Origin of the sequence: Brevundimonas sp., assembly GCF_035627475.1 — a bacterium.
Classification (GTDB): domain Bacteria; phylum Pseudomonadota; class Alphaproteobacteria; order Caulobacterales; family Caulobacteraceae; genus Brevundimonas.
The window spans coordinates 1-24,358 of sequence record NZ_DASPLR010000061.1; the positions used below are offsets into that span (position 1 = coordinate 1).

General features: G+C 68.0%; 31 protein-coding genes and 1 tRNA gene. 26 read left to right on the forward strand and 6 right to left on the reverse strand.

The window, feature by feature from the left end; genetic code table 11:
- A partial coding sequence (gene tyrS / locus VEA62_RS15585) for a tyrosine--tRNA ligase (protein WP_324823508.1) occupies positions 1 to 644 on the reverse strand: 644 nt, incomplete at its 3' end.
- A 74-nt stretch (positions 645 to 718) separates the two neighbouring features.
- Here tyrS and VEA62_RS15590 point away from each other — a divergent pair.
- The 3 genes from VEA62_RS15590 to VEA62_RS15600 are packed head-to-tail and all read left to right on the forward strand — an operon-like array spanning position 719 to position 3,302.
- Complete coding sequence (locus VEA62_RS15590; RefSeq protein WP_324823510.1) at positions 719 to 1,360, forward strand: DOMON-like domain-containing protein; 642 nt, start codon at positions 719 to 721, stop codon at positions 1,358 to 1,360.
- Positions 1,357 to 2,559, forward strand: coding sequence for a DUF1343 domain-containing protein (locus VEA62_RS15595; protein ID WP_324823512.1), 1,203 nt, complete (start codon positions 1,357 to 1,359; stop codon positions 2,557 to 2,559). Before VEA62_RS15590 ends, VEA62_RS15595 begins: the two co-directional genes overlap by 4 nt.
- A 56-nt stretch (positions 2,560 to 2,615) precedes the next feature.
- On the forward strand, positions 2,616 to 3,302 hold the full coding sequence (locus VEA62_RS15600) for a DUF6624 domain-containing protein (protein ID WP_324823514.1): 687 nt from the start codon (positions 2,616 to 2,618) through the stop codon (positions 3,300 to 3,302).
- Here the strand turns inward: VEA62_RS15600 and VEA62_RS15605 are convergent, their stop codons facing one another.
- A complete protein-coding gene (locus VEA62_RS15605; RefSeq protein WP_324823516.1) occupies positions 3,303 to 3,953 on the reverse strand; it encodes an alpha/beta hydrolase in 651 nt (216 codons plus the stop codon).
- A 162-nt stretch (positions 3,954 to 4,115) separates the two neighbouring features.
- Here VEA62_RS15605 and VEA62_RS15610 point away from each other — a divergent pair, with 162 nt between their 5' ends.
- Genes VEA62_RS15610 through VEA62_RS15670 form a run of 13 tightly spaced genes read left to right on the forward strand, consistent with a single transcriptional unit; the run spans position 4,116 to position 14,206 of the window.
- Positions 4,116 to 4,589: an Rrf2 family transcriptional regulator gene (locus tag VEA62_RS15610; RefSeq protein ID WP_324823518.1), complete on the forward strand. Its 474-nt coding sequence runs from the start codon at positions 4,116 to 4,118 to the stop codon at positions 4,587 to 4,589.
- Entirely contained in the window at positions 4,586 to 5,725 is a 1,140-nt protein-coding gene (locus VEA62_RS15615; RefSeq protein WP_324823520.1) for a cysteine desulfurase family protein, read from the forward strand. Before VEA62_RS15610 ends, VEA62_RS15615 begins: the two co-directional genes overlap by 4 nt.
- A 3-nt stretch (positions 5,726 to 5,728) precedes the next feature.
- Positions 5,729 to 7,198, forward strand: coding sequence for a Fe-S cluster assembly protein SufB (gene sufB, locus VEA62_RS15620; protein ID WP_324823535.1), 1,470 nt, complete (start codon positions 5,729 to 5,731; stop codon positions 7,196 to 7,198).
- Positions 7,195 to 7,533 carry a hypothetical protein gene (locus VEA62_RS15625; protein ID WP_324823537.1) on the forward strand — a complete coding sequence of 113 codons (339 nt, stop codon included), beginning with the start codon at positions 7,195 to 7,197 and terminating at the stop codon, positions 7,531 to 7,533. The genes sufB and VEA62_RS15625 overlap by 4 nt, the downstream gene beginning before the upstream one ends.
- Before the next feature lie 2 nt (positions 7,534 to 7,535).
- Positions 7,536 to 8,285 carry a Fe-S cluster assembly ATPase SufC gene (gene sufC / locus VEA62_RS15630; RefSeq protein WP_324823539.1) on the forward strand — a complete coding sequence of 250 codons (750 nt, stop codon included), beginning with the start codon at positions 7,536 to 7,538 and terminating at the stop codon, positions 8,283 to 8,285.
- Positions 8,282 to 9,310, forward strand: a complete 1,029-nt coding sequence (sufD, locus tag VEA62_RS15635) for a Fe-S cluster assembly protein SufD (RefSeq protein ID WP_324823541.1) — start codon at positions 8,282 to 8,284, stop codon at positions 9,308 to 9,310. Before sufC ends, sufD begins: the two co-directional genes overlap by 4 nt.
- Positions 9,289 to 10,530, forward strand: coding sequence for a cysteine desulfurase (locus VEA62_RS15640; protein ID WP_324823543.1), 1,242 nt, complete (start codon positions 9,289 to 9,291; stop codon positions 10,528 to 10,530). Before sufD ends, VEA62_RS15640 begins: the two co-directional genes overlap by 22 nt.
- Entirely contained in the window at positions 10,527 to 10,925 is a 399-nt protein-coding gene (locus tag VEA62_RS15645) for an SUF system Fe-S cluster assembly protein (RefSeq protein ID WP_324823545.1), read from the forward strand. The genes VEA62_RS15640 and VEA62_RS15645 overlap by 4 nt, the downstream gene beginning before the upstream one ends.
- A gap of 7 nt (positions 10,926 to 10,932) precedes the next feature.
- On the forward strand, positions 10,933 to 11,346 hold the full coding sequence (locus tag VEA62_RS15650; RefSeq protein WP_324823547.1) for an iron-sulfur cluster assembly accessory protein: 414 nt from the start codon (positions 10,933 to 10,935) through the stop codon (positions 11,344 to 11,346).
- Positions 11,346 to 12,335 (forward strand): methionine ABC transporter ATP-binding protein, encoded by a 990-nt coding sequence (locus tag VEA62_RS15655; RefSeq protein WP_324823549.1) that lies wholly within the window; start codon positions 11,346 to 11,348, stop codon positions 12,333 to 12,335. The genes VEA62_RS15650 and VEA62_RS15655 overlap by 1 nt, the downstream gene beginning before the upstream one ends.
- Complete coding sequence (locus VEA62_RS15660; RefSeq protein ID WP_324823551.1) at positions 12,335 to 13,000, forward strand: methionine ABC transporter permease; 666 nt, start codon at positions 12,335 to 12,337, stop codon at positions 12,998 to 13,000. The genes VEA62_RS15655 and VEA62_RS15660 overlap by 1 nt, the downstream gene beginning before the upstream one ends.
- 21 nt (positions 13,001 to 13,021) lie before the next feature.
- A complete protein-coding gene (locus tag VEA62_RS15665) occupies positions 13,022 to 13,834 on the forward strand; it encodes a MetQ/NlpA family ABC transporter substrate-binding protein (protein WP_324823553.1) in 813 nt (270 codons plus the stop codon).
- A gap of 3 nt (positions 13,835 to 13,837) precedes the next feature.
- Positions 13,838 to 14,206: a TfoX/Sxy family protein gene (locus tag VEA62_RS15670; protein ID WP_324823555.1), complete on the forward strand. Its 369-nt coding sequence runs from the start codon at positions 13,838 to 13,840 to the stop codon at positions 14,204 to 14,206.
- Here the strand turns inward: VEA62_RS15670 and VEA62_RS15675 are convergent.
- The 3 genes from VEA62_RS15675 to VEA62_RS15685 all read right to left on the reverse strand — a co-directional run bounded on the left by VEA62_RS15675 (position 14,203) and on the right by VEA62_RS15685 (position 17,793).
- Positions 14,203 to 14,982 carry a lysophospholipid acyltransferase family protein gene (locus VEA62_RS15675; protein WP_324823557.1) on the reverse strand — a complete coding sequence of 260 codons (780 nt, stop codon included), beginning with the start codon at positions 14,980 to 14,982 and terminating at the stop codon, positions 14,203 to 14,205. The genes VEA62_RS15670 and VEA62_RS15675 overlap by 4 nt on opposite strands.
- A 31-nt stretch (positions 14,983 to 15,013) precedes the next feature.
- Positions 15,014 to 16,072, reverse strand: coding sequence for a GGDEF domain-containing protein (locus tag VEA62_RS15680; RefSeq protein WP_324823559.1), 1,059 nt, complete (start codon positions 16,070 to 16,072; stop codon positions 15,014 to 15,016).
- 101 nt (positions 16,073 to 16,173) lie between these two features.
- Positions 16,174 to 17,793, reverse strand: coding sequence for a DEAD/DEAH box helicase (locus VEA62_RS15685; RefSeq protein WP_324823560.1), 1,620 nt, complete (start codon positions 17,791 to 17,793; stop codon positions 16,174 to 16,176).
- A 239-nt stretch (positions 17,794 to 18,032) separates the two neighbouring features.
- On the opposite strand from VEA62_RS15685, the gene VEA62_RS15690 reads away from it, so the two are divergent.
- On the forward strand, positions 18,033 to 18,392 hold the full coding sequence (locus VEA62_RS15690; RefSeq protein WP_324823562.1) for a hypothetical protein: 360 nt from the start codon (positions 18,033 to 18,035) through the stop codon (positions 18,390 to 18,392).
- 80 nt (positions 18,393 to 18,472) lie between these two features.
- On the opposite strand, the gene VEA62_RS15695 is transcribed toward VEA62_RS15690, so the two are convergent.
- A tRNA-Asp gene (locus VEA62_RS15695) sits at positions 18,473 to 18,549 on the reverse strand.
- Between the two features lie 262 nt (positions 18,550 to 18,811).
- Here VEA62_RS15695 and VEA62_RS15700 point away from each other — a divergent pair.
- The 9 genes from VEA62_RS15700 to nuoF are packed head-to-tail and all read left to right on the forward strand — an operon-like array spanning position 18,812 to position 24,356.
- Entirely contained in the window at positions 18,812 to 19,189 is a 378-nt protein-coding gene (locus VEA62_RS15700; protein WP_324823565.1) for an NADH-quinone oxidoreductase subunit A, read from the forward strand.
- The gene (locus tag VEA62_RS15705) at positions 19,159 to 19,812 is read left to right on the forward strand and encodes a NuoB/complex I 20 kDa subunit family protein (protein WP_414641924.1); all 654 of its coding nucleotides are present in this window, start codon (positions 19,159 to 19,161) and stop codon (positions 19,810 to 19,812) included. Before VEA62_RS15700 ends, VEA62_RS15705 begins: the two co-directional genes overlap by 31 nt.
- Before the next feature lie 23 nt (positions 19,813 to 19,835).
- Positions 19,836 to 20,432, forward strand: coding sequence for an NADH-quinone oxidoreductase subunit C (locus VEA62_RS15710; RefSeq protein ID WP_324823644.1), 597 nt, complete (start codon positions 19,836 to 19,838; stop codon positions 20,430 to 20,432).
- A complete protein-coding gene (locus VEA62_RS15715; protein WP_324823567.1) occupies positions 20,432 to 21,697 on the forward strand; it encodes an NADH-quinone oxidoreductase subunit D in 1,266 nt (421 codons plus the stop codon). The genes VEA62_RS15710 and VEA62_RS15715 overlap by 1 nt, the downstream gene beginning before the upstream one ends.
- Positions 21,694 to 21,882 carry a hypothetical protein gene (locus tag VEA62_RS15720; protein ID WP_324823569.1) on the forward strand — a complete coding sequence of 63 codons (189 nt, stop codon included), beginning with the start codon at positions 21,694 to 21,696 and terminating at the stop codon, positions 21,880 to 21,882. Before VEA62_RS15715 ends, VEA62_RS15720 begins: the two co-directional genes overlap by 4 nt.
- Positions 21,882 to 22,544 (forward strand): NADH-quinone oxidoreductase subunit NuoE, encoded by a 663-nt coding sequence (gene nuoE, locus VEA62_RS15725; protein WP_324823570.1) that lies wholly within the window; start codon positions 21,882 to 21,884, stop codon positions 22,542 to 22,544. The genes VEA62_RS15720 and nuoE overlap by 1 nt, the downstream gene beginning before the upstream one ends.
- The gene (locus VEA62_RS15730) at positions 22,541 to 22,807 is read left to right on the forward strand and encodes a hypothetical protein (RefSeq protein WP_324823572.1); all 267 of its coding nucleotides are present in this window, start codon (positions 22,541 to 22,543) and stop codon (positions 22,805 to 22,807) included. Before nuoE ends, VEA62_RS15730 begins: the two co-directional genes overlap by 4 nt.
- Positions 22,807 to 23,040, forward strand: a complete 234-nt coding sequence (locus VEA62_RS15735) for an LPXTG cell wall anchor domain-containing protein (RefSeq protein ID WP_324823574.1) — start codon at positions 22,807 to 22,809, stop codon at positions 23,038 to 23,040. Before VEA62_RS15730 ends, VEA62_RS15735 begins: the two co-directional genes overlap by 1 nt.
- A 2-nt stretch (positions 23,041 to 23,042) precedes the next feature.
- Positions 23,043 to 24,356, forward strand: a complete 1,314-nt coding sequence (nuoF, locus tag VEA62_RS15740; protein ID WP_324823576.1) for an NADH-quinone oxidoreductase subunit NuoF — start codon at positions 23,043 to 23,045, stop codon at positions 24,354 to 24,356.
- Positions 24,357 to 24,358 lie beyond the last annotated feature (2 nt).

Here is a 24,358-nt window from a genome sequence, read left to right on the forward strand (position 1 = left end):
ACCAGGTCGACGCCCGAGACGATGTTCCCCCACTGGTCCGAGCCGCCCATCTGCAGGGTGACGTTGCGGGCGCGGTTCAGCTCGAGGAAGTCCACCGACTGCATCAGCATGTAGTTGAACTCGAGGAAGGTCATCGGCTGCTCGCGCTCGAGGCGCAGCTTGACCGAGTCGAAGGCCAGCATCCGGTTGACGGTGAAGTGCGTGCCGTATTCCCGGAGGAACTGGATGTAGCCGTAGGTCGACAGCCACTCGTCATTGTCGACCATGACCGCGTCGGTGGGGCCGTCGCCGAAGGTCAGGAAGCGCTCGAACACGGTGCGGATCGAGGCGATGTTGGCGGCGATGGTCGCGTCGGTCAGCTGAGGGCGCGAGGCGTCCTTGCCGGTCGGGTCGCCGACCTTGGTGGTGCCGCCGCCCATGAGGACGACGGGCTTGTGCCCGGCCTGCTGCAGACGGCGCAGCATCATGATCTGGATCAGGCTGCCGACGTGCAGCGAGGGGGCGGTGGCGTCGAAGCCGATGTAGGCGGTGATCACGCCGGAGGCGGCGGCCTCGTCGAGCTCGGCCGGGTGGGTGATCTGGTGGATGTAGCCGCGGTCCCGGAGCGTGCGCAGGAAGTCGGACTTGAAGGCGGTGTCGGTCATGGACGGCGAGGCTTTGCTTGGGGAGAGGGCGCGTGTAGCACGGTCATCTGCCGAGGCGAACCAAGCGGCCACTGATGATTCTGAACGCAGCCCTGCGCCCATATGAGGAAACGCCCGGCCGGCGCGGAAGGTCGATCGATGCCTCCGTCAATATTGAAGGCCGCAGCTATGTGTTCGTGACCTTCCGCCTGAACGGCTTCGGCGACGGGATACTTGTTCCCGAGCCGTCCGAGTCGATTTCGCGCGTTCAGGTCAGGCGTCAGCGTGACTTCGCAGAAGCTGCCTTGATGCAACTGGCCGGCGAGAAGGTGGGGGCCGTCGGCGCTGCTTCTGACGTCGGTCGGACCGATGGGCTCTGGCGCAGCACGTGCTTCGAGGTCTTCGCCCGCCTGCGGGACGGTCGCTACGCCGAGTTCAACATCTCTTCCTCAGGCGAGTGGGCGGCGTACGGATTCACCGGCTATCGCGAGAATATGACGAATCTCGCAGGTCCGATCAGGGTGATACGAGCCGAGCGTACCGACTACGCCTTCGAACTGGAGGCCATGGTCAGCTGGACCGATTGGCCTTTCATCGAACGCATCGGCCTCTCCGCCGTCATCGAGGACATCGACGGCAATCTCTCCTACTGGGCCCTGGCGCATCCGCCGGGTAAGCCTGACTTCCACCATCCCGATTCCTTCGCCCTGATCCTGCCGCCTCCGGAGCCCGCATGAAGACCGGCCTCGACCGCCTGTTGTCCGATCCCGCGCTGCGGGCGCCGCTGAAGGGGCGGCGGGTGGCCGTGCTGGGGCATCCGGCCTCGGTGACGGCGGATCTGACGCATGCGATGGACGCGCTGGCGGCCTGTCCCGACATCCGGCTGACCGCCGCCTTCGGGCCGCAGCACGGCATGAGGGGCGACCTGCAGGACAATATGATGGAGTCGCCGGACTTCACCGATCCGCGGCTCGGCATTCCCGTGTTCAGCCTGTACGGCGAGGTGCGGCGGCCGACCGGGCAGGCCATGGGCACGTTCGACGTGCTGCTGGTCGACATGCAGGACCTCGGCTGCCGCATCTACACCTTCGTCACGACCCTGCTCTATGTGCTGGAGGCGGCGGCGGAGCACGGCAAGACGGTCTGGGTGCTGGACCGGCCCAATCCGGCCGGGCGGCCGGTCGAGGGCCTGACGCTGCGGCCGGGCTGGGAGAGCTTCGTCGGGGCCGGGCCGATGCCGATGCGGCACGGCATGACGCTGGGCGAGCTGGGGCTGTGGTTCATCGACCGGTTCGGGCTGGACGTGGATTACCGCGTCATCGAAATGGAGGGCTGGGAGCCCGAACAGGGCCCCGGCTACGGCTGGCCGCTGCTGGAGCGGGAGTGGATCAATCCCAGTCCGAACGCGCCCAATGTTTCGATGGCGCGGGCCTATGCCGGGACGGTGATGCTGGAGGGCACGACGCTGTCCGAGGGGCGCGGCACGACCCGGCCGCTGGAGCTGTTCGGGGCGCCGGACATCGACGCCCGGGCGGTGATCGCGGAGATGCAGGCGTTTGCGCCGGCGTGGCTGGAGGGGTGCGTCCTGAGGGACATCTGGTTCGAGCCGACCTTCCACAAGCACGTCGGCACGCTTTGCAACGGGGTGCAGATGCATGTCGCCGGGCCGGCCTACGACCATGCGGCGTTCCGGCCGTGGCGGGTGCAGGCCTTGGCGTTCAAGGCGATCCGGCGGCTGTATCCGGACTACGATCTGTGGCGGGACTTCCCGTACGAATACGAGTTCGGGAAACTGGCCATCGACGTGATCAACGGCGGGCCGGGGTTGCGGGAATGGGTCGATGCGCCGGGGTCGACGGCGGCCGATCTGGACGCGATCACCGTGCCGGACGAGCTGGCGTGGGTGGAGGAGCGGAAGCGGTTTCTGCTCTACTGACGGTCGCGAAGTCGCCGTAATCGACGGTTGTTGTGGCCGCCCGAGTGAGGTCCACCATGATCGCATTGCTTTTTGCCGCCGTTCTGATGGTTCAGGACCCGACGCCCTTGAGTCCGGAAGCCCGGGCGCTGATCGCGCCGGTGACCGACGCCATGGCCGCCGAGGAAGCGCGGCAGGCGGCCCTGCCGCCGCCGATTGATGTGCGGGAGCGTCTGGAGCGGATGGGACAGCTGGATCAGGTTGGCCGTCGGGCGTCCATTGCGGTTGACGTCAGCGTCCTGCCCGAAGAGGAGCGGCAGGCGGCGTTGTCGGCGATGTGGGCGCCGGTGGCGGCCATGGATGAGCGGCTGCTGGGCGAACTGTTGCCGCTGGTGCCGGAGGAAGGTTGGTTCACGGAGGAGGAGTATGGCGAGCGAGCGTCGAACGCGGCCTTCCTGATCATCCAGCACTCCAACGTCGAACAGTGGCGGCGCTTCGTGCCGATTCTCGAACCGCTGGCGCTGGCCGGAAAGATTGACGGGCAGGATTATGGGCTGATGTACGATCGTTTGGCTGTCAACGAGGGTCGTCCACAGCGCTACGGCACGCAGATGACCTGCAAGGCCGGGAAGGTCGTCATCGACTGGGAGAATATCGAGGACCCGGCGAACGCCGACGCCCGCCGCGCTGCGCTGGGAATTCCCGGGACGTTGTTGGAGTATGAGGCTCTATTCGCCCACTATCCGCCCTGCACCGAGAACTGATCAGGCCGGCTTCTCTTCCAGCCGCTTGTCGAGGTAGGCGCCGACGCGGCGGTCGACGGCGTCGATGTGGTCCTGCCAGAAGTGGGTGGCGCCCTCTTCCAGCTCGTAGTCGATGACGATGCCCTTCTGGGTGCGCAGCTTGTTGACGACGCGCTCGACCTCGACCGGCGGGACGATGGTGTCGGCCGTGCCGTGCAGGAACAGGCCGGAGGCCGGGCAGGGGGCCAGGAAGCTGAAGTCGTACATGTTCGACGGCGGCGACACGGAGATGAAGCCGTCGGTCTCGGGCCGGCGCATCAGCAGCTGCATGCCGATGTAGGCGCCGAACTGATAGCCGGCGACCCAGGTCTGGGTGGCGCCGGGGTTGTTGGCCTGGAGCCAGTCGAGGGCGGTGGCCGCGTCGGCCAGCTCGCCGATGCCCGAATCGAACTCACCCTGCGACTTGCCGACGCCGCGGCTGTTGTAGCGCAGGGTCGCGAAGCCGCGCTTCACGAACAGCTGGTAGAGGGTCACCGTGACCGGGTTGTTCATGTGCCCGCCCGCCTTGGGGTGGGGATGCAGGATCAGGGCGATCGGAGCGTTCGGGCGCTTGCCCGGCGAATAACGGCCTTCGATACGGCCAGAGGCCCCGGGCAGAATGACTTCAGGCATGGGCGGCGCGAATTCCCGTGTTCAACTGTCGTTTCGCATCTGCGTAATACTTGACCGGGGCAGTAGGACTTTCTAAGTCCGCCCTGCGTGCTGACGCTTTTGCGAAGGCGCGGGTTCTAGCACAGGACCCTCGAAAAGCGCGCGGTTTTTGCGGGTAGCGCGATGCGACTGTCGACCAAGGGACGATACGCCGTGATGGCGATGGCCGATCTGGCCAGGAACGGGCGCACCGACGGGGTGCAGCGGGCGGTGTCGCTGGCCGAGATCGCGGCGCGGCAGGAGATTTCGCTGAGCTATCTGGAGCAGCTGTTCGCGCGGCTGAGGAAGAGCGGACTGGTGCAGAGCGTGCGCGGCCCCGGCGGCGGCTACCGGCTGGCCAAGGGCGCGGATGAGACGGTGGTGGCGGAGATCGTGCTGGCCGTCGATGAGCCGATCCGGGCCACGCGCTGCGTCGGCCACTCGTCGCCCAAGGGCTGCATGATGGCCGGCGAGCGATGCATCACCCATAATCTGTGGGAGGATCTGGGCGCCGAGATCCATGCCTATCTGGCCAGCGTGTCGCTGGAAGACGTGGTGATGAACCGCACCGGCAGGCGCCGGTCGGGCGCGAACCAGGACGTGGGAGTGGCGGCGTGAGCGCGGTCTATCTGGATTACAACGCCTCGGGCCTCGTTCGTCCCGAGGTCCGCGAGGTCATGGCCGAGGTTCTGGCCGAGGGGGGCAATCCCAATGCGGTGCACGCCGCCGGCCGCCGCGCCCGGGCGCGGGTGGAGACGGCGCGGGCCCGGGTGGCCGAATTGATCGGCGCCGATCCCACGGCGATCGTCTTCTCGTCGGGAGGAACGGAGTCCAACGCCCAGGCGATCCAGAGCGCCCTGGCGGCGGGTTGCGAGCGGCTCATCGTCGGGGCGACGGAACACCCGTGCGTGGCCGAGGCGGCGAATGTCAGCGGCAAGCCGGTGGAAATCCTGCCGGTCGACGCGAACGGGGTGGCCGATCTGGAGTGGCTGGCCGAGGCGCTGGCCCGGCCGGGCCGGGCCGTGGTGGCGATCCATCATGCGAACAACGAGAGCGGCGTCATCCAGCCGATCGAGGCGGCGGCGAAGCTGGTGCGGGCGGCGGGCGGCTGGCTGCATGTCGACGCCATCCAGTCGGCGGGAAAGATCCCGGTCGACATGCGCAAGCTGGACGCGGACACCCTGACCCTGTCGGCGCACAAGCTGGGCGGGCCGCAGGGCGTGGGCGCGCTGGTCTCGAAGGAGGGCGTTCCGGTGATCCGCACCCTGCACGGGGCGGGGCAGGAGCGCGGGCTGCGCGCCGGGACCGAGAACGTGCCGGGCATCGCCGGCTTTGGCGTGGCGGCGGACTGCGCCGCGCGCGACGTGCCGTCGGCCATGGCCCACAGGACGTGGCGCGATGAAGCCGAGGCGAAGGTGAAGGCCGCCGGCGCGACCATCATCGGCGGCGCCGTCGAGCGCCTGCCCAACACCCTGTTCATGGCCGTCGAGGGCTGGGACAGCCCGCAGCAGCTGATCACCCTCGACCTGATGGGCGTCATGGTGTCGGCCGGAAGCGCCTGTACGTCGGGCAAGACCAAGCCGTCGAAGGCGATCTCGGCCATGGGGCTGGATCACCTCGCCACCGGCGGCGTCCGGGTTTCGGGCGGCTGGGGCACGGTCGAGGGCGAATGGCAGCGGTTCGCCGACGCCTGGGTCGCCGCGTATCAGAAGCATGTCGCGCGCGTCAGTGAGCGCGCGAAGGAACTCGCGTAGGTCATGGCCGCAGTCAAGGAAACCATCGAAGCGGTCGCCGCGCTCGAGAAGTACGAGCACGGCTTCACCTCGGACATCGAGACGGAGTTCGCGCCCAAGGGGCTGAACGCCGACATCGTGCGCTTCATCTCGCAGAAGAAGGGCGAGCCAGCGTGGATGCTGGAATGGCGCCTCGCCGCCTTTGAGCGCTGGCAGGCGATGGAGGAGCCGACCTGGGCTTCGGTGAAATACGAGCCGGTCGATTACCAGGACCTGTTCTACTACGCGGCGCCGAAACAGAAGGAGGGGCCGAAGAGCCTCGACGAGGTCGATCCGGAGCTGCTGGCCGTCTACGCCAAGCTGGGCATCCCGCTGAAGGAACAGGAGGTTCTGGCCGGGGTCGAGGGCGCGCCGCGCTACGCCGTGGACGCGGTGTTCGACAGCGTGTCGGTGGTGACCACCTTCAAGGCCGAGCTGGCCAAGGTCGGGGTGATTTTCATGCCGATTTCCGAGGCCTTGCGCGAACATCCTGAGCTGGTGCGCAAATACCTGGGCTCCGTGGTGCCGGTCTCGGACAACTATTTCGCCGCCCTGAACAGCGCGGTCTTTTCGGACGGATCGTTCGTCTACATCCCGCCGGGCGTCCGCTGCCCGATGGAGCTGTCGACCTATTTCCGGATCAACGCCAGCCAGACCGGCCAGTTCGAGCGGACGCTGATCATCGCCGACAAGGGGTCGTACTGCTCGTACCTGGAGGGCTGCACGGCGCCGACCCGGGACGAGAACCAGCTGCACGCGGCGGTGGTCGAGCTGGTGGCTCTGGACGACGCCGAGATCAAATATTCGACGGTGCAGAACTGGTATCCCGGCGATCCGGTCACCGGCAAGGGCGGCATCTACAACTTCGTGACCAAGCGGGCCGACTGCCGCGGCGACCGCTCGAAGGTGTCGTGGACGCAGGTGGAGACCGGCTCGGCCATCACCTGGAAATATCCGTCCTGCCTGCTGAAGGGCGAGGACAGCTCGGGCGAATTCTATTCGATCGCCATCACCAACGGACGCCAGCAGGCCGACACCGGCACCAAGATGGTGCACCTGGGCAAGAACTCGAAGAGCCGGATCATCGCCAAGGCGGTGTCGGCGGGCAGGTCGGACTCGACCTATCGCGGTCTGGTGTCGGTGCATCCGAAAGCGACCGGGGTGCGCAACTTCACCCAGTGCGACAGCCTGCTGATCGGCAAGGAGTGCGGTTCGCACACCGTACCCTATATCGAGGCCCGCAATGGCTCGGCCCAGCTGGAGCACGAGGCGACGACGACGCGCCTGTCCGACGACCAGCTGTTCTACGCCCAGCAGCGCGGCCTGTCGCAGGAGGAGGCGGTGGCCCTGCTGGTCAACGGCTTCGTCCGCGACGTGCTGCAGGAACTGCCGATGGAGTTCGCCGTCGAGGCGCAGAAGCTGGTGGCGATCAGTCTGGAAGGGAGCGTGGGGTGACGCTCGCCGAAGACCTCTTTCGCCGCGCTTCCGAGCAACATCTCTTCGAAGGCGAGATCTCCGACTCCGATGGGCATCCGGTGAGGATGTATTCGGTGGTTACACCCGTGGGGCAGATCTGCCAGCACTACGAGGCCGGAGCCCAACCAATCGTACTTGAGCCCGGAGTCAAACTCGTCGTGCTCGGTACGGCCGATGGGGACCGGAGCCTGCTTTGGCTTCAGGTCGATCATTCGGGCCATCCGTGGGTCAACGCCGACGTGGTGCTCTCCTCTTCCGATGTTCGATATCTCTGCGAGGCCGGCGACGACCTCCACATGAAGGCCCGACACTGACCATGCTCTCCATCGCCAACCTCCACGTCTCCGTCGGCGACAAGCCGATCCTCAAGGGGCTTTCGCTCGATGTGCCGGCGGGCGAGGTGCACGCCATCATGGGGCCGAACGGGGCCGGCAAGTCGACGCTGGGCTACGCCCTGTCGGGACGGCCGGGCTATGAGGCGACCGAGGGCGCCGTATCGTGGAAGGGCGAGGACCTGCTGGCCCTGGAGCCGGCCGAGCGGGCCGCCAAGGGCGTGTTCCTGTCGTTCCAGTATCCGATCGAGATTCCCGGCGTCCCGGCCCTGACCTTCGTGCGCACGGCGCTGAACGCCCAGAAGCGGGCGCGCGGCGAGGAGGAGGTCTCGGCCCCCGCCTTCCTGAAGATGGTCAAGGCGGCGTCGGCGGCGCTGAAGATGGATTTCGACATGCTGAAGCGGCCGCTCAACGTCGGCTTCTCGGGCGGCGAGAAGAAGCGGATGGAGATCCTGCAGATGGCCCTGCTGGAGCCGTCGCTGCTGATCCTCGACGAGACGGATTCGGGCCTCGACATCGACGCCCTGCGCATCGTGGCGGACGGGGTCAACGCCCTGCGCTCGCCGGAGCGGGCCATGCTGGTGATCACCCATTACCAGCGGCTGCTTGACTACATCAAACCGGACCGGGTGCATGTGCTGGCCGCCGGCCGCATCGTCGCCTCGGGTGGACCGGAGCTGGCGCACCAGCTGGAGGCGGAAGGCTACGACAAGTATCTGCCGGAGGCGGCGTGAACGCCCTGCCGCTCATCGATCTGAAGGACGCGTCCAGCTTCCCGTCCCGTCGGACTGAGGCATGGAAATACAGCGACCTGCGCAAATATCTGCGCGAGGCGCCCGCGCCGTCGCCGTCGGCGGCGATCTCGATCACCGGCGGCGGGCCGTTCGAGGCGCTGGGCGGCGAGGCCATGGTGTTCGTCAACGGCCGGCCCGTGGGCGCCAGCGCCTTCATGGGCTCGGGCCAGCAGACGGTGCGGCTGCGCTTCATGTCCAAGGCGACCGGCACCGGCCATGCGACGACCGCGCGCATCTCGGCCCGGGCCGGGGCGAAGCTGCTGATCCTCGAGACCCACGAGGGCGAGGGCTCGGCCTATGTGGCGCACAACCGGCTTGAGCTGGACGTGGCGCGCGGCGCCGAGGTGACGCGGATCGTCCTGACCGACGAACCGGAAGACGCGATCTCGATCACCCAGGCCCAGGTCCGGGTCGAGGCCGGCGGCCGGTACCGCCAGACCATCGCGACGACGGGCGCCCGGCTGCAAAGGCTGGAGACGGAGGTCCGGCATCCGGGGCAGGGCGCCGAGGTGCGCATAGACGGGCTCTATGTGCTGTCGGATGCGCGGCAGGCGGACCTGACCTCCGTGGTCGATCACGTCGGCGCCGACGGAACCACTTCCCAGCTGACCAAGGGCGTTGTGCGCGACACCGCCCGCGGCGTCTTCCAGGGCAGGATCGTCGTCGAGCGCGGGGCCGACGGCACCGATGCCCGGATGGGCCACCATGCCCTGATCCTCGGCGAGCGGGCGGAGGTCGACGCCAAGCCGGAGTTGGTCATCTACGCCGACGACGTGCAGTGCGCGCACGGCAATACGGTCGGCAATCTGGACCAGGCGGCGCTGTTCTATCTGCAGCAGCGGGGCATTCCCGCCGACGAGGCGCGGGCGTTGCTGACCGAGGCCTTCCTGGTCGAGGTGGTCGACCGCATCGAACACGAGGGCGCGAGAGAGGTGGTGCGGGAATGGCTGACGGCTCGCCTGTGAACCGGCTGTTCGACGCCCACGCCGCGCGGGCGCAGTTCCCGATCCTGTCGCGGACGGTGAACGGCAGGCCGCTGGTCTATCTGGACTCGGCCGCCTCGGCGCAGAAGCCGCGGGCGGTGATCGACGCCATGGTGCGGACCATGGAGGGCAGCTACGCCAACGTGCATCGCGGCCTGCATACCCTGGCCAACGAGACCACCGAGGCGTTCGAAAGCGCGCGCGAGAGCGTGGCCCGGTTCCTGAACGCCGAAGCCGCGACCAACATCGTCTGGACCAAGGGCGGCACGGAGGCGATCAATCTGGTGGCCTCGGGGATCGGCCAGTCCATCCAGACGGGCGACGAGATCATCGTCTCGGAGATGGAGCACCACTCCAACATCGTGCCCTGGCATCTGCTGCGCGAGCGGCGCGGCGCGGTGATCAGGTGGATCCCCGTGCTGGACGACGGCTCGCTGGACATGGCGGCCTATGCCGACCTGCTGGGGCCGAGGACGCGGATGGTCGCGGTGACCCACATGTCCAATGTGCTGGGCACCATCAATCCGGTGCGGGCGATCACGGAAATGGCCCATGCCGCCGGGGCGCAGGTGCTGATCGACGGCTGCCAGGGCGCGGTGCACGCTGCGCCGGATGTGCAGGCCATCGGCTGCGACTTCTACGTCTTCACCGGCCACAAGTTGTACGGCCCGTCGGGCATCGGCGCCCTGTACGGGACGGCGGAGGCGCTGGAGGCCCTGCCGCCTTACCAGGGCGGCGGCGAGATGATCGAGACTGTCGAGCGCGACCGGGTCACCTATGCGAGGCCGCCGCACCGGTTCGAGGCCGGAACCCCGCCGATCGTCGAGGCCATCGGCCTGGGCGCGGCCGTCGAATGGCTGAGCCCGTTCGACAAGGCGGCGATCACCGCCCACGAGCACGCCCTGTACGACCACGCCCGCGCCCGGCTGGAAGGAGTGAACTGGCTGCGCGTCATCGGCGAGGCGGCGGGGAAGGGGGCCATCCTGACCTTCACCGTCGAGGGGGCCCACGCCCACGACATCGCCCAGGTGATGGACCGCTACGGCGTCGCCGTGCGGGCCGGCCTGCATTGCGCCGAGCCGCTGGCCAAAAGGTTCGGCCTGACGTCGAGCGCCCGCGCCTCCTTCGCCCTATATAACACCCTCGAGGACGCCGACGCCTTCGCCGACGCCCTGATCAAGGCCCGTGAGTTCTTTGCATGAGCGACCAGACGACCACAGTTCAGGCCGACGCCGCGGATGACGGCGGCCGCACCGCGGCCGTGGCCTCGGGCAAGATCAGCCAGGCCGAGCTGGACCGGCTGACCGACGAGATCATTGAGGCGCTGAAGAGCGTCTACGATCCGGAGATCCCGGTCGACATCTATGAGCTGGGGCTGATCTACAAGGTCGACCTGTCGGACGACCGCGACGTGGCGGTCGAGATGACGCTGACGGCGCCGGGCTGCCCGGTCGCGGGTGAAATGCCCATGTGGGTCGAGCAGGCGATCATGAAGGTCGAGGGCATCCGGTCGGCGACGGCCGAACTGACCTTCGACCCGCCGTGGGATCCGTCGAAGATGAGCGACGAGGCCAAGCTGGCCCTGAACATGTTCTGAGGACGCGATGACCGAGCTTCAGACCACCAGTCGTCCCCGCCGCCCGCGCCCCAAGGTCGTCTCCCTGACCGAGGCGGCCGCCGCCCGCGTGCGCGAGATCATGGGCCAGGCGAGGAAGGACGGGGCGGACAAGCCCTATGTGGCGCTGCGGGTCGGCGTGAAGAACGGCGGATGCGCGGGGCAGGAGTACACCTTCGCCTATGCCGAGACGATCGAGCCGCTGGACGAGGTGGTCGAGGACAAGGGCGTCACCATCCTGATCGACCCCAAGGCGGTGCTGTTCCTGATCGGCTCCGAGATCGACTACGAGACGACGAAGCTGGCTTCGAAATTCGTGTTCCGGAATCCGAACCAGACCGACGCCTGCGGCTGCGGCGAGAGCGTCACCATCATTCCCGCCAAGGCCCTGGACGCCGGCTGATGATCCGGCTGGACGGGGTGACGAAGCGCTTCCGGAGCGCCGCGGGCGAGCGCGTGGCGCTGGACGGCGTCGATCTGACGGTCGCGGCCGGTCAGGTGTTCGGCGTCGTCGGCCGCTCGGGCGCGGGCAAGTCGACGCTGATCAGGACGATCAACCTGCTGGAGCGGCCGGACGCCGGCCGGGTGATCGTGGACGGGCAGGAGATCACGGCGCTGGCGCCGGCGGAGCTGCGGGCGGCGCGGCGGCGGATCGGCATGATCTTCCAGCATTTCAACCTGCTGAACGCGAAGACCATCGCCGAGAACGTGGCCTTTCCGCTGCGGCTGGAGGGGCGGTCGGGAGCTGAGGTGGACCGGCGGGTGGCGGGACTGCTGGACCGGCTGGGTCTGGCGGAACATGCGAAGAAACACCCGGCCCAGCTGTCGGGCGGGCAGAAGCAGCGCGTCGGCATCGCCCGGGCGCTGGCCACGGAGCCGAAGGTGCTGCTCTGCGACGAGGCGACCAGCGCCCTCGACCCGGAGACCACGGACGAGATCCTGACCCTGCTGGACCAGCTGAACCGGGAGCTCGGGCTGACCCTTGTTCTCATCACCCACCAGATGGAGGTGGTGCGCCGCGTCTGCGACCGGGTGGCGGTGATGCAGGACGGCCGGGTGGTGGAGGAGGGGGCGACGGCCGATGTCTTCCTTCATCCCGGACATCCGGCGACGCGAGCCATGCTGGCCGAGGGCGAGGAGGCGTTCGACGCCTTGCTGGCGCCGGTCGGCGGGCGGCTGGCGAAGCTGACCTTCCGCGGCGGCTCGACCTATGAGCCGGAGCTGAGCCGCGTGGCGCGGTCGGTGGGCGTCGACTATTCGATCCTGTCTGGCCGCATCAGCCGCATCCGCGGCGAGCCCTACGGCCAGCTGGTGGTCGCCTTCACCGGCGGCGACGCCGAGGCGGCGGTGGCCCAGCTGGGCGCGCGCGGCGTGGTGGTGGAGGCGGTGTGATGGAGGCTTTCTTCACCAATGTGGATTGGCCGGAGATCGGCCGGGCGACATGGGACACCCTGCTGATGCTCGGTGGGTCGATGGCCCTGACGGTGCTGTTCGGCGTGCCGCTGGGGGTGCTGCTCTATCTGTCGGGCCGGGGGCGGCTGGCGGCCAACCCGGTGCTCAATGCGGCGCTGTCTCTGGTCGTCAATGTCCTGAGGTCGGTGCCGTTCATCATTCTGCTGATCGTCATGCTGCCGGTGACGGTGCTGCTGGTGGGGACATCGCTGGGGGTGGCGGGCGCCATTCCGCCGCTGGTGGTCGGCGCCGCGCCCTTCTACGCCCGCCTGGTCGAATCGGCGCTGCGCGAGGTGGACAACGGCGTCGTCGAGGCGACCCAGGCCATGGGCGCCTCGACCTGGCAGATCGTCACCCGCGCCCTGCTGCCCGAGGCCATGCCGGGGGTCATCGCCGGCGCGACCGTCACCGCCATCGCCCTGGTCAGCTACACGGCCATGGCCGGGGTTGTCGGCGCGGGGGGGCTCGGCGACCTGGCCATCCGCTTCGGCTACCAGCGCTTCCAGACCGATGTCATGGTGGTCACCGTCGTCCTGCTTCTGCTGCTGGTGCAGGGTCTCCAGATGCTCGGCGACCGGCTGGTCGCCGCCGTTTCCCACCGCTGATCGCTCCCCGAAAGGCTCTCCATGATCCGCCGCACCCTTTTGACCCTTGCCGCCGCCGCTGCTCTCGGGGCGCTCGCCGCCTGCGGGCAGGGCGCCGACAAGGCGGCCGACGCCAGCCGGCCGCTGATCGTCGGCGCCACCGCCGTGCCGCACGCCGAGATCCTTGAACACATCAAGCCGCTGCTGGCGGCCGAGGGCGTGAACATCGAGATCAAGGTGTTCAACGACTATGTGCAGCCGAACACACAGCTGGCCGAGCGCCGGCTGGACGTGAACTATTTCCAGACCAAGCCCTACCTGGACGAGTTCAACGCCTCGCGCGGCTCGGACCTGATCACGGTGGCCGGCGTCCACGTCGAGCCGCTGGGGGCCTATTCGCGGCGCTACAGGTCGCTGGCCGAACTCCCGCAGGGCGCGCAGGTGGCGGTGCCCAACGACGCCTCGTCGATCGGCCGGTCGCTGATCCTGCTGCAGAAGGCCGGACTGGTGCGGCTGAAGGATCCGGCCAACCCGCTGCAGAGCCTGCGCGACATCGTCGACAATCCCAAGGGACTACGCTTTCGTGAGCTGGAGTCGGCCACCCTGCCGCGGGTGCTCGACCAGGTCGACATGGCGGTGATCAACACTAACTACGCGCTGGACGCCGGGCTGAAGCCGAAGACCGACGCCCTGACCCTGGAAGGCGCCGACAGCCCCTATGTGAACTATCTGGTGGCTCGGCCGGACAACCGCGACGACCCGCGCATCGTGGCGCTGGCGGCGATGCTGCGCAGCCAGGCGGTGAAGGACTTCATCGCGCAGAAATACGATGGCGCCGTGATCCCGGCGGCCTGACGCGTGGCCTACGACCCCGATTTCGGCGAGTGGGTTCGGGAGCATTTCGCGGCGCTGGGCCCGCTCGAGATCAAGCGGATGTTCGGCGCCGCCGCCGTCTATGCGAACGGCCTGATCTTCGCCCTGCTGGACGACGGGGTGATCTGGCTGAAGGCCGACGAGGTCAATGAGCCCCTGCTGACGCAGGCGGGGGCGCGGCAATTCACCTATCCGACCAGGGACGGGGCGATGATGGCGATGGCCTATTGGTCGCTGCCCGAGAGCGCCCTGGACGACCCGGATGAAGCCGTGGGCTGGGCGCGCAAATCGATCGACGCCGCCCTGCGCAAGGCGGCCGCGCGAAAGCCCCGCAAGCCGAAGCCCAGGCCCTAGGCGGGAACGGCTGCCGCCCGGGCCGCCTCGTCCGGCGCCAGGACGCGAACGGCCGGCGCGAGGGGCTGGCCCGTGGCCTCGGCGATCAGTTCCGCGGTCCGGCCTTCGACGGCGGCTTCCAGCCGGGCGAGGAATTCGTCTTTCGGCAGTCCGGTCGGGATGGGGTCGAGGAATTCGAGCGTGGCCGTGCCGGGGTGCTTCCGGAACGCCTCCTGCGGCCAGAACAGGCCGAGGTTGGTGGCCAGCGGGACGACCGGCATGTCGAAGTCGCGGTACATGTGCCAGACGCCGGCCCGGTAGCGGAATTTCTCGCCGACCTTCGCCAGATTGCCTTCGGGGTAGATCAGGATCCGGCGGCCGGCGGCATGGGCGTCGGCGGCGCGGTCCTTCAACGCCTCGCGGGCTTCGCGGCCGCCGCAGTTGTTGACCACTATGGCCCCCAGCTTGCGCAGCACCGTGGCCATCAGCGGAAACTTCTCCAGATGGTCGCCGGTGACGAACGCCAGGTCGTCAAAACGGTCGTAGACCGAGTAGCCGTCGCCCCAGCTCTGATGTTTGGCGGCGATGATGAAGGCGCCTGGAGGCAGTCGTTCCTCGCCCCGGTACTGGAGGCGTATGCCGGCCAGAAGGCTCATGGCCTGCACCATCCGCCTGACATAGCGACGGATGATCCAGCCGGTGGCGTGCCGTCCCGGGGCGAGGGCGGCGACCACGGCGGCCAGGGTGTAGCCGATGGACAGGAGCCAGTAGGCGATGTTGAAGGCCAGGCTTCGCATCGGGCGACTATGGCGTGATTTGACGGGGGGTCTAGGCCGCCGCGTCGTCCAGCCAGTCGGCGCAGGTGACGCGATTGCGGCCGGAACGCTTCGAGGCGTAGAGGGCGGCGTCGGCCCGGCCGAGCAGGCTGGAGGCGGTCTCGCTGGCGCGCCGATGGGCGAATCCGATCGACACGGTCACGGCGCCGAGCTCATCGTTGGTCGACCGGCGGCGCAGCGAACGGGAGCCGATCTCCTTGCGCACGGCTTCCAGCGCCGCCTCGACCTCGGGCAGGCTCTCGCGCGGGAAGATGATGGCGAATTCCTCGCCGCCGTAGCGCGCGGCGACGCGAGGCGACTTCGCCGCCTTGGCCAGCACGCTGGCGACGTAGCGCAGCACCTGATCGCCGGTCTGATGCCCCCAGGTGTCGTTGAAGCGCTTGAAATGGTCGATATCGAGCACGGCCAGCGACAGCCGGGCGCCTTCGGACAGCGCGGTCTCGCAGGCGCTTTCCAGCTGTTCGTCGAACGCCTTGCGGTTGGCCAGATTGGTCAGGGCGTCGGTCATGGAGTCGCGGCGCACCTGTTCCAGGTGTTCGCTGAGCCGGGCGATCTCGCGGGTCGACAGCTCCAGCTTCTTCTCCAGGGCCTGGTTGTCGCGCCTGATCTTGTGGGTCGCGTCGGACAGGCCGGTGACGATGGCCCGGAGCTGCGGCGCGCCGTCGGCGGACTCCAGGCTGCCCGCGGCGCCCTCGAGAGTGCGGCCGTAGTCGGACTGGGCCTTGTGGGCGCGAGAGATGGCCTCGGTGACGCTGGACAGCTCGCGGTCCAGCACCCGACCGGCGTCGCGGATCTCCTCGGTCAGGCGTCCCCGCGGCAGGTATTCGGCGGCCAGGATTCCGGCCGTCTCTTCCGTGAAGGGCTCGCCCGCGGCCAGCATCCGGTCGATCTCGCGGCCGAGCGCCCCTTCGGGGTCGCCCAGGTACTGCAGCCAGAGCTCGAAATTGAGAGGGGTCGGCCAGACCGATGCGGCTTCCATCGCCTCGACCGCCCGCCGCGCCAGAGAATAGGCCTGGGGTCCCCTCAGCGTGGCTTCGACCGGTTCCGTCATCGATGTCCTCTGGCGGGTCGCCTTGAGACGACGACCTCATGGCTGCACGCTAGAGAGGGTTCCGTAACGCCGGGTTAAATCCGCTCCCGAACGCCTGGCCGCTAGGTCTTGATGGACACGGGGCGGCGCAGGAAGGCCGGGACCTCCGACTCGCCGAACGGGCGGCCGTTGGTGCGCTGGGGCTCCGCCTCGGCGCGCGCGCCGCGACGGTCCGACTGGCGCAGGTGGGCCTGCTGGGCCGGGCGCGCCGGGGCGGCGGCTTCGGGCGTGGTCGTGGTCTCGACGGGCGCTTCGGCTTCCGTGGAGGCTCCGGTCTCGACCGAAGTCTCCGCCGGCGCCGCAGCGGACCTGGCGCCGCCGCGGCGGCTGCGGCTCCGGCGGCTCGGGGTGCGGGGTTCCGCGGCCTGGGGCTCGGCCGGGGAGGGCGGCGCCTCCGGGGCGACCTGGACCGTCTCGACGGTCTCGGCGGCGGCTTCGGCCGGGGTCGCGGCGGGGGCGCGCCGCGAACGCGACGGCCGCTCGGCGCGCTCGCGCGCCGGCTCGGCCCGCTCGGCCTCGTCGGGCCGCCGGCCGGCGCCGCCGCCAAGGTCGGCGCTATCCAGCGTCAGTTCCTCGGGCGTCATCTTGATGAGCTTGAGGACCTTGTCGAGCGAGCGGTCGTCGGCCGGGGTGACGATCATGAAGGTCTGGCCGGTCTTGCCGGCGCGGCCGGTGCGGCCGATGCGGTGCACATAGTCGTCGGCGTGGTGCGAGACGTCGTAGTTGAAGACGTGGCTGACATCCGGGATGTCGAGGCCGCGCGCGGCGACGTCCGAGGCGACCAGCAGCTTGAGCTCGCCCGAGCGGAAGGCGGCCAGGGTCTTCATGCGCAGCGACTGGTCGAGGTCGCCGTGGATCGGCGCGGCGTCGAAGCCGTGCTGCTTCAGCGATTTGGCGACGACATCGACCTCGGACTTGCGATTGCAGAAGACGATGCCGTTCCTGACGTCCGAACGGCCGATGAGGGCCCGGAGGGCGGCCCGCTTCATCTTCGGGTCGCTGGACGGAATGCGCACCAGATACTGGGTGATGGTCTCGGCCGTCATGGCCGGGCGCGAGGCCTCGATGCGGGTCGGGTCCTTGAGGAACTGGGTCGTCAGCCGGGTGATCTCGGGCGGCATGGTGGCCGAGAAGAACAGCGTCTGGCGCTTCGGCGGGGTCAGTTTGAAGATCCGCTCGATGTCCGGGATGAAGCCCATGTCGAGCATGCGGTCAGCCTCGTCGACGACCATCAGCTCGACGCCGGTCAGCAGCATCTTGCCGCGCTCGAACAGGTCGAGCAGCCGTCCCGGGGTGGCGATCAGCACGTCGACGCCCTTGTTCAGGGCCGCCACCTGGTCGCCCATGGAGACGCCGCCGATCAGCAGCACCCAGCTCAGCTTGGTGCCCTTGGCGTATTTCTCGAAGCTGGAGGCGACCTGGTCGGCCAGTTCGCGGGTCGGGGCCAGCACCAGGGCGCGGGGCATCCGGGCCCGTGCGCGGCCCTTGGACAGGCGGTCGATGAGGGGGAGGGTGAAGGCGGCCGTCTTGCCGGTGCCGGTCTGGGCGATGCCGAGGACGTCGCGGCCGGCGAGGGCGACCGGAATGGCCTGGGCCTGGATCGGGGTGGCCGTGGTGTAGCCGGTATCGGCGACCGCCTGCAGGGTCGTGGGCGAGAGGCCCAGTTGGGAAAATTCGGTCATGGGTCCTTGGGACTGGTGCTGAAGGACGTCCCGCGCATCGGGCCGTCGTGCGATGTGCGGAACCGCCCTGTCTCTGGGCGAGCGGGCGGCGCGGATTCGCCAGTCCTGTCCCGAACGTGGGCCGCATATAGAAGCCCACACGCGAGAGTCAACTATTCGCGGAACCGGGGCAGGGGGTTGGCATTCCCTAAACGATTGTTAATAGTCCTGCCCGGGAAGGGCTGAGTAGGGGTTCAAGTATGCTTCGCACGCTTGCCGTGACGACCGTGGCGGCCGCCTGCCTGTTGGCGAGCCCGGGCCGGGCCGACATCAACGCCGCCTTCGGCAACACCGTCCTCTCGCGCTATGCGGACGGTGGCTGGGTCAAGCACTGGTTCAATCCGGACGGCACCTACGCCGCCCAGTTCTCGGACGGTCGGCGTCTTTCGGCCCGCTGGTCGGTGCGGGGCGAAAAGCTCTGCCTGACCAATATCCGACCCAACATGCTGATCCCGCGCTTCTGCACCGACATGATCGACGCGACGGTCGGCGAGACCTGGCAGTCACGCGATCCGCTGGGGCGCCGCGTCAACAATGTGCTGATCGCCGGGCGCAGCTGACGCCTCGTCTCCATCCCGATTTCGATAAAGCCGCTCGCGGAGCGGAATGCGCCATTCCCTGACTGCGATATCAGAGGGAATGGCGCGAGTGACGGGGCTCGAACCCGCGACCTCCGGCGTGACAGGCCGGCACTCTAACCAACTGAGCTACACCCGCGTTTCCCGGCCGCGAAGCAGTGCGTCGCGGCGAGGGGCGTCGTTTAGGCGGGGGCGCCGCGCACTGTCAAGCGAGGAAGCCGCCGACTTCGACAGTTTTTCGGCGGCTTTCGACGAGGCGGCGCCGACCATGGCCGAGGCCGCCAAACCTGCGAACCATTCTCAAGAAAAACCTTTCGCCGCATGGGTTTGAACGGGCGCGGTTCCGGGTCTAGAAAGCGCCGAATCCGCCCCTCCCTTCACGGCGGACGAGGTCCCTCCGGATGAATGCATTCCTTCTCGAATATCTGCCGATCGTGGTCTTTCTCGGGATCGCGACGGTCCTCGGTCTCGGCTTCATGGTGGCCGCCTGGGTGCTGGCGCCGAAGAACCCGGACTCCGAGAAGCTGTCGGCGTACGAGTGCGGCTTCAACGCCTTCGACGACGCACGGATGAAGTTCGACGTGCGCTTCTACCTGGTCTCGATCCTGTTCATCATCTTCGATCTGGAAGTCGCCTTCCTGTTCCCGTGGGCGGTGTCGATGTTCGACCTGTCGCGCGCGGGCATGGTGTTCGCCTTCTGGTCGATGATGGTCTTCCTGGGCGTGCTGACCGTCGGCTTCATCTACGAATGGAAGAAGGGCGCCCTCGAATGGGAGTGACCGACAACACCTTTCCGCTGATCGGCGCGGGCAACCAGGGCGCGTCGCCGGCCGGAACGGCGCCGTCGTCGCCGGTCGCCTTCGGCCAGGCCGGGCGGACGCTGGTCCAGGGCTACGACCCGGCCGTGCACGACAAATTCTTCGAGCAGGTGAACGCCGAACTGGGCGAGCGCGGCTTCATCACCACCTCGCTGGACGACGTGATCAACTGGGCCCGGACCGGCTCGCTGATGTGGATGACGTTCGGCCTGGCCTGCTGCGCCGTGGAGATGATGCAGGCCTCGATGCCGCGCTACGACATGGAGCGGTTCGGCATGGCCCCGCGCGCCAGCCCGCGCCAGTCGGACCTGATGATCGTGGCCGGCACCCTGACCAACAAGATGGCTCCGGCTCTTCGTAAAGTATACGATCAGATGCCTGACCCGCGTTACGTACTTTCCATGGGCTCGTGCGCGAATGGCGGCGGGTATTATCACTATAGTTACAGTGTAGTGCGCGGCTGCGACCGGGTCGTGCCTGTAGACGCCTATGTGCCGGGGTGCCCGCCGACGGCGGAGGCGCTGCTGTACGGCCTGCTGCAACTGCAGAAGAAGATCCGCCGGACGGGGACGATCGAGCGATGAACGCCCTGGCTCGCATTGAAGAGATGGAATCGGCGCTGACGCCGCTCGGCGCCGAGATGGTCGGCGCTCTGGGCGTGCAGGCCCAGGTGGCGTTCGGCGAACTGACGCTGGTCGCCGAACGCGACAGCATTCCGGCGGTGCTGACGGCGCTGCGCGACCGCTTCGGTTTCCAGCAGTTGCTGGACATCTGCGGCGTCGACTTCCCGGACCGCGAGGAACGGTTCGAGGTGGTCTATCACCTGCTGTCGCTGACCCGGAACGCCCGGGTGCGGGTCAAGGTGACGACCGACGAGCGCCAGCCTGTGCCCAGTGTGGTGTCGGTGTTCCCCTGCGCCGACTGGTTCGAGCGCGAGGCGTTCGACATGTACGGCATGCTGTTCTCGGATCACCCGGACCTGCGCCGGCTGCTGACCGACTACGGTTTCCAGGGCTATCCGCTGCGCAAGGACTTCCCGATGACCGGCTATGTTGAGGTCCGCTACGACGAGGAGCAGAAGCGGGTGGTCTATGAGCCGGTCCGGCTGACCCAGGAGTTCCGCAATTTCGACTTCCAGTCGCCGTGGGAAGGCGCGGAATACCCCGCCCCGGTGCTGCCGGGCGACGAGAAGGTTCAGGGCTGATGGCGGAAGGTTCGCACATTCCGGCGCCGCTGGGCGCGTCGGTCGACGTGTTTGAGGACGATCCGCGCACCGAGCACGCGCGGGCGCTCGACGACCGCAAATTCACAATCAACTTTGGCCCGCAGCACCCGGCCGCGCACGGCGTGCTGCGCCTGGTGCTGGAGCTGGACGGAGAGCTGGTCACCCGCGTCGACCCGCACATCGGCCTGCTGCACCGCGGCACCGAGAAGCTGATGGAGGCGCGCACCTATCTGCAGAACGTGCCCTATCTGGATCGCCTCGACTACGTCGCGCCGATGAACCAGGAGCACGCCTTCTGCCTGGCCATCGAGAAGCTGCTGGGCCTCGACGTGCCGTACCGGGGTCAGCTGATCCGGGTCCTGTACTCCGAGATCGGCCGGATCCTGTCGCACCTGCTGAACGTGACCACCCAGGCCATGGACGTCGGCGCCCTGACTCCGCCGCTGTGGGGCTTCGAGGAACGCGAGAAGCTGATGGTGTTCTACGAGCGCGCCTCGGGCGCCCGTCTGCACGCCAACTATTTCCGCCCCGGCGGCGTCCACCAGGACCTGTCCCCCGACCTGATCGACGACATCGGCCGCTGGTGCCTGGAATTCCCGGCGGCCCTGAAGGATATCGAGTCGCTCGTCACCGAGAACCGCATCTTCAAGCAGCGCAACGTCGACATCGGCGTGGTCAGCAAGCAGCAGGCGCTGGACTGGGGCTTCACGGGCGTGATGCTGCGCGGCTCCGACATCGCCTGGGACCTGCGCAAATCGCAGCCCTACGAATGCTACGCCGATCTCGAGTTCGACATCGCGGTCGGCAAGAACGGCGACTGCTGGGACCGCTACCTGGTGCGCATCGAGGAGATGAAGCAGTCGGTGCGGATCATGGAGCAGTGCATCCACAAGCTGCGCAACTGCCCCGGCGAACCGGTCATCGTCGAGGACAACAAGATCGTGCCGCCCCGGCGGGGCGAGATGAAGCGGTCGATGGAGTCGCTCATCCACCACTTCAAGCTCTACACCGAGGGCTTCCGCACCCCGGAGGGCGAGGTCTACGCCTCGGTCGAGGCCCCCAAGGGCGAGTTCGGCGTCTATCTGGTGTCTGACGGGACGAACAAGCCGTACCGGGTCAAGATCTCGGCCCCGGGCTTCCGCCACCTGCAGGCCATGGACTGGATGAACCGCGGCCACATGCTGGCCGACGTGAGCGCCATCCTCGGCTCGCTGGACATCGTGTTCGGGGAGGTGGACCGGTGAGCGACAAACCCCTGAGCGACGCCGTGCGGCAAGGCTGGGAGATCGTCGAATATTCGGCGACCGACATGAACGGCGAGACCTACCAGCACAACGTCCTGCTGCGACGGCAGGGCCAGCACAAGATTCTGACCGTGCGCAAGAAGATGATCGGCGACGGCGTCGTCGTGTCGGAAATGGAAATCTGATGAGCGTTCGTCGTCTCGCCAAGGAACAGCCCGCCTCGTTCGCCTTCTCGAAGGCGACGAAGGCCAAGGCTGACTGGTGGATCGCCAAATATCCGGAGGAGCGGCGCCAGTCGGCGGTGATCCCGATCCTGTGGCTGGTCCAGAAGCAGGAGGGATGGGTCTCCGAGCCGGCCATCCGCGCCATCGGCGAACTGCTGGGCATGCCCTACATCCGGGTGCTGGAGGTCGCGACCTTCTACACCATGTTCATGCTCGAACCCGTTGGATCCGCTGCGCTTATCCAGGTCTGCGGCACGACGCCCTGCATGCTGCGCGGGGCCGGGGAGCTGATGAAGGTCTGCAAGGACCGGATCGGACCCAAGGACACGCTGAGCGCCGACGGCCGCTTCACATGGCAGGAGGTCGAGTGCCTCGGCGCGTGCGCCAATGCGCCCATGGCCCAGATCAACGACTACTATTTCGAAGACCTGACGCCGGAGAGCATGGCCCGGATCATCGACGACTTCGCGGCCGGCAAGAAGCCGGAGCCGGGCAGCCGCGCGGGTCGCGCCAGCTCCGAGCCCGAAGGCGGGGCCCTGACCCTGACCGATCCGAAACTCTATGACGGCTCGGCGGCGAAGCCGATCAGGAAGCTCCCCAACAGCGATCCGGTGTCCGCGTGACGCGCCCCGACCTGTCCGAGGACGAGGCCATCGCCCGCTATCGCGCCGAGCTGCGCGTGGTCGGCCGCAACCAGCGGCTGGCCGGCTTCGCCCTGGTCATCCTGGGCGCGCTCGCCGTCTGGACCGCCAGCTACACCGGAGCGGCCGCGGCCGCGATCCAGTGGGCGGGCTACGCCGCCCTGGCGTTCGGCTGGGCCCTGATGCTGGCCGCCATCTTCCTGCGCACACGGTATCACCGCCGGCGCATGCGGGAGGAGGGGTGATGGACAGGCCTCAGAAGCCAATCAACTGGCAGGTGATGGTCTGGGCCGGGCTTGCCGACATGATCATCGGCGTGTCCCTGGCCACGGCCGCGCTGACCGGCTTTCTCGGCGACAGCGACCAGATGGTGCTCGCCTTCGTGGGCGGGCTGCTGGTGCTCGTCGGCCTGGGCCTGTTTCTGTGGGCCCGCAACAATCTCAGCAAGGCCGAAAGCCGGCGTGGAGACCTGAACTGACCATGGTCGGAATCCTCGAAGACAAGGATCGCATCTTCACCAACCTCTATGGTCTCCAGGACTGGGGCCTCGAGGGCGCGAAGTCGCGCGGCGCGTGGAACGCCACGAAGGACATGCTCGACCTCGGTCGTGACTGGATCATCGCCAACGTCAAGAACTCGGGCCTGCGCGGACGCGGCGGCGCCGGATTCTCGACCGGGCTGAAGTGGTCCTTCATGCCCAAGGAGGTGAAGGACCGGCCGCACTATCTGGTGGTCAACGCCGACGAGTCCGAGCCCGGCACCGCCAAGGACCGGGAGATCATGCGCCACGATCCGCAGCTGCTGATCGAGGGCTGCCTGATCGCCAGCTTCGCGATGCAGGCCCACGCCTGCTACATCTACCTGCGCGGCGAATATGTGCTGGAGCGCGAGCGCATGGAGGCCGCGGTCAAGCAGGCCTATGAAGCGCAGCTGATCGGCAAGAACAACGTCCACGGCTGGGACTTCGACGTCTACATTCACCACGGCGCCGGGGCCTACATCTGCGGCGAGGAGACGGCCCTGCTGGAATCGCTGGAGGGCAAGAAGGGCCAGCCGCGCCTGAAGCCCCCGTTCCCGGCGGGCGCGGGTCTGTACGGCTGCCCGACCACGGTGAACAACGTCGAGTCGATCGCCGTCGTCGGCACCATCCTGCGCCGTGGGGCGGACTGGTTCGCGGGCTTCGGACGTCCGAACAACACCGGCACCAAGCTGATGACCATCAGCGGCCACGTGAACCGGCCGTGCAATGTCGAGGAGGCGATGTCGATCCCGCTGAAGCAGCTGCTGGAAGAGCACTGCGGCGGCGTGCGCGGCGGCTGGGACAACCTCAAGGCCGTCATCCCCGGCGGCTCGTCCGTACCGCTGATCACGCGCGAGATGTCCGAGACGGCGCTGATGGATTTCGACAGCCTGCGCGAGATGCGCTCGGGCCTCGGCACGGCGGCGGTGATCGTCATGGACCAGTCGACCGACCTGGTCCGCGCCATCGCCCGCATCTCCTATTTCTACAAGCACGAGAGCTGCGGCCAATGCACGCCCTGCCGCGAGGGCACGGGCTGGATGTGGCGGGTGCTGGAGCGGATGGCCATCGGCGAGGCCGACCCGTCGGAGATCGACCTTCTGCTGGACGTCGCCGGCCAGGTCGAGGGCCACACCATCTGCGCCCTCGGCGACGCCGCGGCCTGGCCGGTCCAGGGCCTGATCCGGCATTTCCGCCACGAGATCGAGGAGCGGATCGCCTCCTACCGCAGCCGCCGCGCGAATTTCGCCGGCCACGCGATCGCGGCGGAGTGACG